The sequence below is a fragment of the Colwellia sp. E2M01 genome (genome assembly GCF_018860585.1).
GTDB lineage: Bacteria > Pseudomonadota > Gammaproteobacteria > Enterobacterales > Alteromonadaceae > Colwellia.
This window is the reverse complement of the sequence record NZ_JAHKPR010000060.1, coordinates 1-13,575: the sequence shown is the minus strand read 5'-3', so window position 1 is coordinate 13,575 and position 13,575 is coordinate 1. Positions and strand designations below refer to the sequence as shown.

Sequence of the window (13,575 nt, the reverse complement as noted above, 5' to 3'; positions counted from 1 at the left end):
AGAGAATGCAGGAGCACATTCTCCTGAATAACCATTCTCTTCAATCAATGCCTTGCCTCTAAGCCTTTTAACTTTCGCTGAGTGGGAAAGAACTTAATCAACTTGGTATTATGCATCAACTGCGATATAAATTACGCTATAAAGAGTATAAAAAGCACACTAGTTATATAGCACTCGACACTTAACAACCAAGTTAAGTGTCGAAGATTTTTTCAAACCATGAACGTGTATCTTCTTTAATTTTCAAGCACTTGCTTGAAATAACAATACCTGAACTCACAGCAGGGTAAACAACAGTATTAGCACAATCTTCTGTAACCGCATTACCAGTTCTCATTTCAAATAGGGTATCGGCAATAGCAACCGGAGTGGTATCTTGTTTATTCACTACGCCTTGTTTTTTCATAAAATCAGCAAACAATGGCAATGCGCCACTGCTACCGGTAAGCCCTGTTGTCATATTATTATCTTTACCTAACCAAGTTGTAACTAGGTGTTTATCGTCATAACCAATAAACCAACTATCTCGTAAATCGTTACTGGTTCCTGTTTTTCCTGCCACATTATGACTATTTAAACGCCAAGTCAGTGACCTTGCGGTTCCTACCTTGGTAACTTGGTTTAAGGCGTAATCAAGTAAATATGCACTTTCTACAGGTAAGCTCTGTTTACCTGTATTTGGCATTTGCCAAAGTATCTCATTATCTGCCGACAGTATTTTAGTGATCACATGACTTTTTTGTGCGTAACCTTGGTTGGCAATCGGTAAATATAGTTGATTAATTTCTAACGGTGACATATTGATAGCACCTAATAATACAGAGGGGCGCATCGCTATTTTTTCTTGATAGCCCAATGCTTTAATGGTTTTTTCTACATTATCTAAACCTAAACTCATTCCAAGGTTAATTGTTGGAATATTAAGTGAGTGTATCAAACCGTCAATTAACAGCACTTTGCCTCGATATTTACCATCATAATTTTTAGGTTGCCATTGTTTTCCTGAGCCACTTTTTAAGGTAATAGCCTCATCCGCTAAAACTGTGGCTAAGTTATATTGCTGATATTGGCTTAGCGCTGCAGCATAAATTGCTGGTTTTATTAATGAACCAATATGGCGTTTGGCGTTAATAGCACGATTAAAACCGGCATAACCACTTTCACGACCACCAACTACCGCGCGTATTTCACCAGAAGTAATATCGGTAACAACCATAGCCGCTTCTAAATCTTTTTGTTTAAACTTATTTTCTAGTTGTGGTAACTGCTCAGCAACCGTTTTTTCTAAGATTTGCTGACTACGATGCGAAAAACCAGTAAAGACTTTTATACCTGACTTTTGCTTAACACTTGAAAGGTTTTGATTAAGCTCCCTTTGCACTAAATCAATATAAGCGGGAAATTTCTTGCTTGCTAAGCGTCTATTTTTTCTTATTGACAACCCTGATTCAGCCGCTTGCTCAAATTCAACTAGCGATAAGTAGTTTTGTTCAAACATAAGACGAATAATAAGATCACGACGTTCTGTAGCTCGTTTTGGATGACGCCACGGGTCGTAATAACTTGGTCCCTTAACCTGAGCAATTAACAAAGCCATTTGCGCAGAGCTTAATTGATCTATTTTAAGATCAAAATAAAACTGCGCTGCTAAACCAAAACCATAAACGCCATGCGCACCATTTTGCCCTAGGTATACTTCATTTATATAGGCTTCGAGTATTTGATCTTTGCTATATCTCAGTTCTAAAATTACCGCCATTAGCGCTTCTTGAATTTTTCGAGTAAGAGTTCTTTCTCGCGTCAAGAACATATTTTTAGCAAGCTGCTGAGTTAAGGTACTTCCCCCTTGCACTGTTCGTCCGGCACTAATGTTTCTAAATAGTGCTCTGAGAATCCCCACTGGTGACACTCCATAATGGTGATAAAAGTCGCGATCTTCGATCAATAAGAGTGTATCTATTAATTGGTTAGGGACATCTTCTAACGAAACCAATACGCGATCTTCTTTATTGTCGGGGACTATACGCGCTAATAGTTGTGGCTCAAGGGTTAATGAAGATACCGGTTGATTATCAATAGTTAGCGATACAATATTACCGTCATTTACTTCGATGCTTAATTGTTGTGCGGAATGCGAACTATCAGTGAACTCAAACGGACGTTGAAAAATATTGATACGCCGCGCGGATTGCGCAAATTGCCCCATGCGAGTAGCAAAATTTACTTTTTGATAACCTTTTATGCGTAGTGTTTCAGCGATTTCCACTAAATTAACTGGTTCGCCAAGTGTTAATTTTTTCAGTTGCCCATACACCTGTACGGGTACATGCCAGCGTTGACCTTCAAATTTCTTCCTTACCTTGGCATCAAGGTAAATAGCAAAAATAGCTAAGGTAAAAACACCAACAATAGTTAGTTTACCAAAAGTAATTGCCGTGCGGCGTAATAGTGTTTTATCTGTTTTCATTAAATTATTAGGCTTCTTTTTTATTACTGTTGTTAATACTACTTCGCTTATTACTGCCGTTACTGAGGTTGCTAGTCTTACTATTCATATGTGAATAATTTTTATGATGCATAACTTACTTCCCAGCCTTAACGCTTTTTATAATGCTAATTTATAATGGATCTTTTATATGGCGCTTCGTTTTATTGGTAGGCTTTGCATTTATTGGATCATCGGGCCAATAATGGCGAGGATAACGACTTTTCATATCTTTTTGCACCGCTTGATAACTACCCGACCAAAAGGTAACCAAATCTTGAGTCACCTGAATAGGCCGTTGAGCAGGAGATAATAACTCTAATAACAAAGGAATACTTTGTTTGCCTTTACTTTCTCCTTCACTGAAACTTATACCATCAACCATACCAACCGTAGGAGTTTTCGTTAAACCGTATAGTTCTTGCATCGGTAATGATACTTTTGGAGATTCATCTTGCGAATAACTAATAGGACAATGTCTACCGGTAGGTCCTATGTATACAGCAGGTGCCGCTTTGTTTAATATTTGTTGTTGTTGATAAGTTAATAATGATAATAACATGCTTGATAAATCAAGTTTTGCTAGCTGCGCTTTAGTTTTAACATAACCAACAAAAGGTGCTAACCAAGTAGTTAAATTAGCGAGCAAGAACGCATCACTAATAACCGCTAAATCATACTCAGGAAAATGTTTATTAAGCCATTGCCAGCGAGCTTTAAGTGCAAGATCTTTAGTTTGCCAAGGTAAAAATGTCAACCCTTTTTTGAACACCAAGTCACACCACATATTGCCAATATCTGTTGCTGAAACGTCCTGTTTTAATGGTTGTTCAGCTAAAACAATAGCCCCTAAGGCAGTCTGTTTTTTGGCAATAATTCGACCTGATTTATTATCAAAGCTAGCGATATCTTTTTCGGTGATTTTAATCGACAAGCTTGATGAAAATACCTCGTTAATATCTTCAAGACTAATATAGGCTGCTAAACGTACAGTTAAATTATTTTTGTCATTAAAAGTGTTTGTACTGGTTTGAGCGATAACAATAAAGTCTTCGCTCGCTAATGCGTCCTGTTCATTAACAAACGCACCTTTGCCATTAACACAAATAAAGTCGCCATGATTCACGCGTCCTTTCGCAACACGTTCAGGGTATGCATAAGCGAGTAATAAACCCGTTTTTTCAAGATTAAGTGATTGCAGATTAAAGCTCAATGTTAGTTGTTCAGCTAAACGTTTCGCTTGTTGTAAAATTCGTACATAGGATGAGTTTTTATGACTTTTCTGCTGAATAAGCACTTGTAAACGGTGTACTAGATCACAATCATCTCGTGCTTGTTCACCTTTAAAAATATCGCGTTCTTCTAACAAGGCGGCGATCAAACAAGCTAATAATGCCATATTGTCGTTTTTCGTTTGCGCCATTAAAATCATATGAGCAAAACGTGGGTGACAAGGTAGTTGCGAGGCTTTATCACCATGCTTAGTTAATATAAACTTATCATCAACAATGGCTAAACTCTGCAACTCTTGCCATGCTTGCTGCTCTTTTATTTGGCTTGGTAACTCTAATAAAGATAAATCAGCTAATTTTGTTACCCCCCAACGCGCCGCCTCAATTAAAGTCGGCAATAGATCCGCTTGTTGAATATCGTTAACGCTATGTAGTGGTCGGCGTTCAAACTCATCTTTTGGGTATAAGCGAATACAATGACCAGGCATTAAACGTCCTGCACGACCAGCTCTTTGTACCGCCGATGCTTTGGAAATTTGTTTTTGGACGAGTTTATTCATCAAGCTAGCGCTGTCAAAAATAGCAACTTTTTCAAGACCACAGTCAATAACTAGGTCAATTCCATCAATAGTTAACGAGGTTTCAGCAATGTTAGTGGCGATAACAATTTTACGTTGTCCTTCAGTACTGGTAGCTATGGCTTTTTGTTGCTCAGCTAAACTGAGCTCACCATATAAAGGACAAATCTGAACAGTACCATTTTTATTAGTCACGACTTGCTCTTCTAGCAAACGATTCACTAAAAAACGAATATCCGCAACACCTGGGGCAAAGACTAAAATAGAGCCATCATGGCTAAACATTTTTGCTTTAATTACTGATAAAGCATGTTCACGCCAACGTTGTTGAGTTTTAGGTGCTTGGTAGCTAATGTCAACCGCAAAACTTCTCCCTTCACTTTGTAAAAAATGAGCGTCAGGTAAAGCGTGTGCTAAATATTCAACATCTAGGGTTGCCGACATTAACAATATTTTTAAATCATCGCGTAATTCAAGCTGAACTTCTCGGGAGAGTGCGAAGGCTAAATCACCTTGTAAACTACGTTCATGAAATTCATCAAACACCACCAATGCAATATCTGCCAACTCGGCATCTTTTTGAATAATTTGCGTTAATATGCCTTCGGTTATCACTTCAAGGCGGGTGTTAGCTGACGTTTTATTTTCATTACGTAATCGATAACCAACGGTTTCACCAACTTTTTCATTCAGTTGCTTAGCTAAGAATATCGCAATATTTTTAACGGCTAACCGCCTAGGTTGCAGTAAATAAACTTTTTTATTAGCGAAACAAGGCAAAGTTAATAACCACAAAGGTAAACACGTTGACTTACCTGCACCAGGCGGCGCCGACAATATCAGTGTATTTTGCTCAGTTAGGGTTTGGCAAAATTGTTGTTTAATAGCTTCTATAGGTAAATTTTTGACTACGGACATTGATAAATTAAAGTTTAAATATAATAAAACATTATCATAACAACTATTACTAAGTGGTGATAACTCGAAAATAAAGAGAACACATTTTATTTGCTCTACAAGTGTCGCTACTATAGTTATAAGTAGCTGCACGCTTACAATAAAATAATATAAACATAAACTTGCGAATAAAAAATATTATGCTTTCTTTGCAAATAATTTAAATTCTGTTATTAATAAAGGTTCGCCAAATAAGCCACTTAACCGTAAGGACTTCAAATGAAACATGCAATACAAGGATGCTATATCATTGAGCAGCAAGAAAATATTATGCTGGTTGATGTACAAGGAGCATTCGATGAGGAAACCGCGGAAAGGTACCATGAAGATATACAACAGCTCACAGAAAAGATGAGTGGTAGTGCTTGGGGTTCATTAGTTACTTTTCGTGGCAATGGTCTTATTACCCCAGATGCAGAAAGTCAGTTACGTGAAACAACACAACATAGACAACAAAATGGCATGATAGCGATAGCGGTTGTTATTTTAAATAGCAGTAATGCTGATATTCAACAAATGCAATTTCAACGTATTTATCAAGATTGTGAATTACAGTTTCATGTATTTACCGATAGTGAAAATGCGAGTAATTGGCTTAATGATTTTGTTGAACAAGAGAGCTCTTTTCATTCAGCCTAGTTGCTGTTCAGGTAGTTATTGTTTAGATAACTCTTTTGCCCAAATATTAATTCCTGTCAGATATAGCACCGTATAGTTAACTTTCCCAAAGAGTTATTCCTCCCCAAAAAAATTATACGCCCTAGCTAACGCTTTATTAACCTTCAAAAGTATTGTCAAAAAAAATCATTTGAATGAGTTATTATAGCCTCTAATAATCCCTTATAAAGGCACTACCTTTATGAAACTCCAAGTAAAACCAGCTAAATTAATAAAGCGTTATAAGCGTTTTTTAGCCGATATTGAATTACCGCTCACAGCTCAAGAAACAACGATACATTGTGCGAATACTGGTGCCATGAAAGGTTGCGCCGAGCCTAACGACACCGTTTGGTACAGTACTTCAGACAACCTTAAACGTAAATATCCATTTAGCTGGGAGGTAACTCAAACTAAAGCTCAGCATTTTATTTGCGTCAATACTTTACGTGCAAATCAATTGGTAGAAGAAGCATTAAACGAAGGTTTAATTAGCGAACTCAGCGGTTTTTCCTCTCTACAGCGCGAAGTCAAATATGGTAGTGAAAATAGCCGTATCGACTTTTTGACCACCTACCCTGATAAACCTAATACTTATATTGAAGTTAAGTCAGTGACCTTATTAGAAGCTGAACATGGTTATTTTCCTGATGCGGTAACAGCTCGCGGACAAAAACATTTACGCGAATTAATGGATATGGTTACCCAGGGTTATAACGCTGTTTTATTATTTGCTGTTTTACATAGTGGTATTAATGATGTTGCTGCTGCCATTCATGTTGATCCCGTGTATGCAAAATTACTGAAAGAAGCGCAACTCGCTGGAGTTGAAATACTCGCTTATAAAGCTGATTTTTCTCTTAAGGCGCCAGAAGTGAATGAAATACATATTCACTTACGCAATAAAATTCCGTTTATTACACGATAAAGATTGACGAAACCTAGTAAAACTTGCTAAAAAAGCTTGCTAAAAAATTTAATACATTTTTAAGTGCTTTAAAAATAATTGAATGAAAATATTATTTAAAGTTAACCGTTTGATAATATTAAATAAAAATATTTATTTCAGTTAAACCTCAGCTATTTAGTTGATTTTTACCATAAGTGACACCATATAGTTTGGTTAGTTAGGTCATATATAAAATATTGGCACTTACAACACAGGCATTTAGCACGTAAAACGTGATACATTATTAAAATGCTTTGGTCTATGTAGCATTAGGAGAATTAAGCATGCCGACAAATCAAAACAAACCATTAGGTATTCTTGCCTTAGCCGGCGTTAGTCCGTACCAAGAAAAAGCTGGCGAAGAATACATGGGTGAACCGCAACAAGAGCATTTCAAAAAGATTTTGGATGCATGGCGCATACAATTACGCCAAGAAGTTGATCGCACCGTAACGCACATGCAAGACGAAGCGGCTAACTTTCCTGATCCTGTTGACCGAGCTGCACAAGAAGAAGAATTCAGCCTTGAACTACGTACCCGAGATCGTGAACGTAAATTGATCAAGAAAATTGAAAAAACATTGCAGTCAATTGAAGATGATGATTTTGGTTTTTGTGAGTCTTGTGGCATTGAAATTGGTATCCGCCGCTTAGAAGCACGTCCTACAGCCGATCTTTGTATTGAATGTAAAACGTTAGCTGAAATTAAAGAACGTCAAATGGCGGGCTAATTTTTAGCTTCTTTTAGCTAAAATGAATAATTTGCATAACTTTTCATCTGACAAGTCATGTAACAAGCGACCCGATATGCCTATTCAGGCTTCTCATTATCGTGGTCGCTTTGCTCCATCTCCCTCTGGTTTACTTCACTTCGGTTCTCTTATCGCTGCTTTAGCGAGTTTTCTTGATGCTAAATCATGTGTAAATAATCACGGCGGGCAAGGTAAATGGTTAGTTCGTATAGAAGATATTGATCCACCTAGAGAACAAAAAGGCGCTAGCGCTGCTATATTAAAAACCTTAGAAGCTTTTGGCTTGCACTGGGACGAAACCGAGCTTTATCAAAGTAACCAATCTGATTATTATCACGATATTTTAGCCAACCTATCACAACAACATCTTAGCTATTACTGTCAATGTACCCGCGCAGCGATTAAAGCAATTGGCGGAATCTATCAAGGTCATTGCCGTACAGCAAATAACTCAGCCGAGAACAGCGCCATCAGGTTAGTAAACCAATACGGTTTGTATCAATTCGATGATATTTTTCAAGGTCAGGTGAATTGCGACAAAGCACTCGCTAATGAAGATTTTATTATTCACCGTAAAGATGGTTTGTTTGCCTACCAACTTGCTGTAGTTGCTGATGACATAGCGCAAGGCATAACACATATCGTCAGAGGATGTGACTTACTTGAGCCAACAGCCAGACAGTTAACCTTATATAAAACGTTACATAAATCTTTTGCTACAGCTAACTTTACGGTAAACAACACCATAGTAAATGACTTGAAAGTAAACACACCACAATTTGGTCATATTCCATTAGCAGTAACAACTGACGGTTATAAGCTCAGCAAACAAAACAAAGCACCGGCTATTGATAACAACAAGCCACAACCAGCACTTATTGCCGCCTTAAGCTTTTTAGGTCAAGCACCGTTACCTGAATTAGCACAAGCCAGTGTTGATGAAATAATTCATTGGGCGATTACGCATTGGCAACGTGATAATGTACCTAAAGTCGTTGAAATAAACATTAGTTAACCCCAGTTCATTATATAAGTAGCTAGTGAAGAACTAGCTACAAAACTAATTTCACATACATAATTTTAAGGAATGATGATGTCTTCAAATACAGCTAAAACAATCGTAATTACTGGCGCAAACCGAGGTATTGGTTTTGCCATGGCGAGCATTTTTAAACAACGCGGTGATACTGTATATGCCCTTTGTCGCACAAGCTCCCCGGCCTTAGATGCGCTTGGCGTAAACATAGTAGAGCAAGTAGATGTTGCGACAAAAGCTGGTGTTGATACAGCGGTTGCTGCGCTGAGCGGTATCTCTATTGATTTGTTAATTAACAACGCTGGTATTTTACGTGACGAGCAACTAAGCGACCTAAATACCGACACCATCATTGAACAATTTAATGTTAACGCACTTGCGCCTTTATGTTTTAGCCATGCGTTATTAGCCAACCTAACATCAGGTAGTAAAATTGCTTTCATTACTTCAAGAATGGGCTCAGTTACCGACAACACTTCAGGCGGCCGTTATGGCTACAGAATGTCAAAAGCGGCACTAAATATTGCAGCGGTGTCTTTAGCTAGAGATTTAGAACATGACAATATTGCAGTTGGCATTTACCACCCAGGTTATGTTAAAACTGAAATGGTAAACAGCAATGGCGTATTAAATAACGGTGATATCAGTGCTGATGATGCAGCAACACGCTTAGTTGATTTAATGGATGCCTTAACGCTAGAAGACTCTGGTCTATTTAAGCACTCAAATGGTGAAATACTGCCTTGGTAAAATAGGCTTTATCTTTAAGCTTAAGATATTACCGGCAAGCTTAAAAGAATGTATCTAACCATAAAGAAAAACATAGCTTTGAAAAGTTATGTTTTTCTACATTTTATAATCACGCTTTATTTCTCCATTTTTTTGCTGCTTTTTCATGCTATTTATCTTGTCTGTTATTCTCTTTTGCCCTGCACTGTTATATCATTGCGCCACTATTTTATCTCTGTCTTAAAGGTCTGTGACTATCAAAAGCGTTATTAATTTATGCAAAAGAGTTTTCTCCAAAAAAGTGAGTAAACCTGTCGCCAAAACGTCTCCTAAAAAAAACACGACTAACCGTGTTAAAAAAAACGTACGCAATAAAAAAAGTGTAGCCACTGCATCCTTTGATAACCCGATAGTTTTAACGCGCGAACAACACCCTGTTTCACGTAAGTTATTAAGCCCTAATGCACTTAAAGTATTGTACCGTTTAAACTCTGGTGGTTTTGACGCTTACTTAGTTGGTGGTGGCGTTCGTGATATTTTATTAGGGCTAAAACCCAAAGATTTTGATATTGCCACCAATGCTACCCCTGATGAAATTAAAGCGTTGTTCAGAAATTGTCGATTAATCGGTAGACGCTTTAGATTAGCCCATATTGTGTTTGGTCGTGAGATTATTGAAGTGGCAACCTTTCGTGGTCATCATGACGCCGTAGTAAATAAAGACAAAAGTAAAACAACAACCTCTAAGCAAAGCGAAGATGGCATGTTATTACGTGACAATATTTACGGCACTATTGATGAAGATGCCGAACGTCGCGATTTCACTATAAACGCACTGTACTATTCAGCCAAAGATTTTAAAGTGTATGATTTTGCCAATGGTGTACAAGATGTTAACGACAGAGTTATCCGTTTAATTGGTGATCCTGAAACACGTTATCGCGAAGATCCAGTACGTATGTTGCGGGCTATTCGCTTTGCGACCAAACTGGATATGCAAATAAGTGCGGAAACAAAAGCCCCTATTAAAGAGCTGTCCTCATTAATGGCGAATATTCCAGCGGCACGCTTATTTGAAGAATTCTTGAAAATGTTTATTTCGGGTAAAGCGATTGCTAACTTTGAACAACTGCGCAGTTATGATTTATTTGGTTATTTCTTCCCCGCAGTTGACCAAGCACTTAATAACGAAACGAAAGAGCAAAGTTTTTTACTTGATTTTATTACTCTCGCCATGGAAAACACCGACAAGCGTATTAATAACGATCAGCGTGTAACTCCTGCCTTTTTATTCGCTGCTATGCTTTGGTACCCATTACAAAAGCATATTCAGCAAATTAAAGTTACCACACAATTAACCCCGCAAGATGTTTTCTTTGCTGCGTTAAATGAAATAATGCCAGAGCAACAACGCAGCATTGCTATTCCAAAGCGTTTTCAAGCGGTGATTAAAGATATTTGGATCTTACAAGAAAAGTTAGTTCGTCGTGAAGGAAAAAAAGCTTTTAAATGTATAGAGCACCCTAAGTTTAGAGCCGGTTACGACTTCTTATTATTACGCGCACAAATTGAAAACACACCTGAGCTACATGAATTAGCGCAGTGGTGGACCGATTTTCAAGATGTATCAAATGAAGCTCGTCTACAAATGATCCGCAGTGTAAAACAGCCACAAGGCTCAAAGCGTCGTAGCCCTAAAAAGCGTCGTAAGCCTGCAGCTAAACCAACTCAGCAGTAATGATAAAGTAATGCAAACAACTCAGTTACAAACATCACCTACCGTTACTGCTTACATCGGCTTAGGCAGTAACCTATCGGATCCTAAACGACAAGTAAGTAATGCTGCAAAAGCAATTTCGGCAATACCCTCAAGTAATGTAGTCGCTTTATCGTCATTATATTTAAGTAAGCCGATGGGGCCGCAAGATCAAGATGATTACATTAATGCGGTTATCGCCATTGAAACAAAGCTATCAGCACTTCAATTATTAGATGCTTTACAAACTATTGAAAATAACGCGGGGCGAGTTCGCAAAGATAACCGCTGGGGCGCGCGAATTCTTGATTGTGATATATTATTATATGGTGATGAAACAATTAATAACGAACGTTTAACCGTACCGCATTACGGTATGAAAGTACGAGAGTTTGTTTTATTACCGCTCGCTGAAATTGCCCCTACCTTGTATTTACCTGATAATAGTTCAGTGAGTAAACTTGCTAGTGAAATAAATAGCAATGGTATACTTAGGCTTTAAGTTAAGCGGTAAGTTACGCTTATATTTATACTTACTGATATTAACTTGTTAACTCAAAAATTTATTAATCTCATAACCTACTCGGAAAAGTCATGGCTAAAATAACTACTGCAAGCTTACTTAACATGAAACAACAAGGTGAGAAAATTTCTACCATCACCGCTTATGATGCCAGTTTTGCAAAACTATTTGATCAAGCAGGCATACATGCTATTTTAATTGGTGATTCTTTAGGTATGGTGTTACAAGGTCAAGACAGCACCTTACCAGTAACAGTAGAGGAAATGGCTTACCACACACGCTCTGTAAAACGTGGCGTAGAAGACACCTTGATTATTGCTGACATGCCTTTTATGAGTTATGCCAACCAAGAGCAAGCAATAGCTAATGCAGCACTACTAATGCAAGCTGGCGCTAGCATGGTAAAAATGGAAGGTGGTGCTTGGCTTAATAGTACTATTTCAGCCCTAGTAGAGCGCGGCATTCCTGTTTGCGCACATTTAGGTTTAACGCCGCAGTCCGTAAATATTTTTGGTGGTTTTAAAGTACAAGGTCGTGATAACGACAAAGCTCAAAAAATGATTGATGATGCTAAAGCACTAGAAGCAGCAGGCGCACAATTAATTGTACTTGAATGTATTCCAGCCAGTTTAGGTGAAGCTATCACAAAAGCCTTAACTATTCCGGTGATAGGTATAGGTGCAGGTAAAGATACCGACGGACAAATTTTAGTAATGCATGATGCGTTAGGTATTGCTTGTAATTACATGCCCAAATTTTCACGTAACTTCTTGCAAGATACAGGCGATATCAAAAGCGCTATTGCCCTTTATATCAGTGAAGTAACGGCCGGTAATTTCCCAGCTGACGAACACACATTTAAGTAACCTTTGTAGGCGGGAGCTCAATCTCGCTATAGTCTTGTTTACACGAAATAAATTTCATCAATAACAGAAAACTAACTCGGCAAATCATATTTATGAAAACAGTTAATGACATTAGTGAATTACGCACACAAGTAAAAACTTGGCGTCAACAAGGGTTAAGTATTGCTTTTGTGCCTACCATGGGTAATTTACATGCGGGCCATATTTCATTAGTGGATGAAGCACATAAACACGCCGATAAAATTGTGGCTAGTATTTTTGTTAATCCAATGCAGTTTGGCGCCAATGAAGACATTGATAACTACCCACGCACAATGGCAGACGATCAAGCAAAATTAATTGCTGCAGGTACTGATTTATTATTTACGCCAACGCCTGAAATGATTTATCCAAACGGCTTAGACAAACAAAGCTTTGTTGAAGTGCCGAACGTATCAGACGGCTATTGTGGAGAAAGTCGCCCAGGTCATTTTCGCGGCGTTGCAACGATAGTGTGTAAATTATTTAATTTAGTTCAGCCTGATGTCGCTTGTTTTGGTTTAAAAGATTACCAACAAGTACAAGTAATTCAAACTATGGTTGAAGACTTGTCGATGCCAATTACCATTATTCCAGTAGCAACAATTAGAGAAGAAAGTGGCTTAGCATTAAGCTCTCGCAATGGCTATTTAACCGCTGAACAAAAAGCCATCGCCCCTGGCCTGCAACAAAACTTATACTGGTTAGCTGAGCAAATTACAGCTAAATATACTCAACAGCAAGGTATTGATTTCATCACTTTAGCGGCGCAAGCAGCCAAAGCAATTGATAATGCGGGGTTAAAAACTGATTATTTACATGTATGCCACGCACAAACGTTACAACCGGCAACACAGGCTGATACGCAATTAGTTATTTTAGCGGCTGCACATTGCGGTAAAGCGCGTTTAATTGACAACTTACAAGTTAGCTTAAAGTAATATCCTCCAGCAGAACTTACTTATTGAATAGATAAACTAGTTATACCAAGTTGATTAAGTTCTTTCCCACTCAGCGAAAGTTAAAAGGCTTAGAGG

General features: G+C 37.9%; 11 protein-coding genes. 9 read left to right on the top strand and 2 right to left on the bottom strand.

Going from position 1 to position 13,575, the window contains the following annotated elements; all coding sequences use genetic code 11:
* Positions 1 to 193: 193 nt before the first annotated feature.
* A complete protein-coding gene (mrcB, locus tag KO502_RS11975; RefSeq protein ID WP_216022806.1) occupies positions 194 to 2,467 on the bottom strand; it encodes a penicillin-binding protein 1B in 2,274 nt (757 codons plus the stop codon).
* 151 nt (positions 2,468 to 2,618) lie between these two features.
* Positions 2,619 to 5,213, bottom strand: coding sequence for an ATP-dependent helicase HrpB (hrpB, locus tag KO502_RS11970; protein ID WP_216022805.1), 2,595 nt, complete (start codon positions 5,211 to 5,213; stop codon positions 2,619 to 2,621).
* 258 nt (positions 5,214 to 5,471) lie between these two features.
* Between hrpB and KO502_RS11965 the strand changes: the two genes are divergently transcribed.
* From KO502_RS11965 to panC, 9 genes are all read left to right on the top strand, one after another.
* Positions 5,472 to 5,891 carry a hypothetical protein gene (locus tag KO502_RS11965; RefSeq protein WP_216022804.1) on the top strand — a complete coding sequence of 140 codons (420 nt, stop codon included), beginning with the start codon at positions 5,472 to 5,474 and terminating at the stop codon, positions 5,889 to 5,891.
* A 220-nt stretch (positions 5,892 to 6,111) separates the two neighbouring features.
* Complete coding sequence (sfsA, locus tag KO502_RS11960; protein ID WP_216022803.1) at positions 6,112 to 6,837, top strand: DNA/RNA nuclease SfsA; 726 nt, start codon at positions 6,112 to 6,114, stop codon at positions 6,835 to 6,837.
* Between the two features lie 305 nt (positions 6,838 to 7,142).
* Positions 7,143 to 7,589: an RNA polymerase-binding protein DksA gene (gene dksA / locus KO502_RS11955; protein ID WP_216022802.1), complete on the top strand. Its 447-nt coding sequence runs from the start codon at positions 7,143 to 7,145 to the stop codon at positions 7,587 to 7,589.
* A 76-nt stretch (positions 7,590 to 7,665) separates the two neighbouring features.
* Positions 7,666 to 8,625 (top strand): tRNA glutamyl-Q(34) synthetase GluQRS, encoded by a 960-nt coding sequence (gluQRS, locus tag KO502_RS11950; protein ID WP_216022801.1) that lies wholly within the window; start codon positions 7,666 to 7,668, stop codon positions 8,623 to 8,625.
* A 78-nt stretch (positions 8,626 to 8,703) separates the two neighbouring features.
* Positions 8,704 to 9,396 (top strand): SDR family oxidoreductase, encoded by a 693-nt coding sequence (locus KO502_RS11945; protein WP_216022800.1) that lies wholly within the window; start codon positions 8,704 to 8,706, stop codon positions 9,394 to 9,396.
* A gap of 280 nt (positions 9,397 to 9,676) precedes the next feature.
* The gene (gene pcnB / locus KO502_RS11940; RefSeq protein WP_216022799.1) at positions 9,677 to 11,113 is read left to right on the top strand and encodes a polynucleotide adenylyltransferase PcnB; all 1,437 of its coding nucleotides are present in this window, start codon (positions 9,677 to 9,679) and stop codon (positions 11,111 to 11,113) included.
* Between the two features lie 10 nt (positions 11,114 to 11,123).
* A complete protein-coding gene (gene folK, locus KO502_RS11935; RefSeq protein ID WP_216022798.1) occupies positions 11,124 to 11,633 on the top strand; it encodes a 2-amino-4-hydroxy-6-hydroxymethyldihydropteridine diphosphokinase in 510 nt (169 codons plus the stop codon).
* A gap of 92 nt (positions 11,634 to 11,725) precedes the next feature.
* Entirely contained in the window at positions 11,726 to 12,520 is a 795-nt protein-coding gene (gene panB, locus KO502_RS11930) for a 3-methyl-2-oxobutanoate hydroxymethyltransferase (protein WP_216022797.1), read from the top strand.
* Positions 12,521 to 12,612: 92 nt separating this feature from the next.
* A complete protein-coding gene (gene panC, locus KO502_RS11925; protein WP_216022796.1) occupies positions 12,613 to 13,479 on the top strand; it encodes a pantoate--beta-alanine ligase in 867 nt (288 codons plus the stop codon).
* Positions 13,480 to 13,575: the final 96 nt, after the last annotated feature.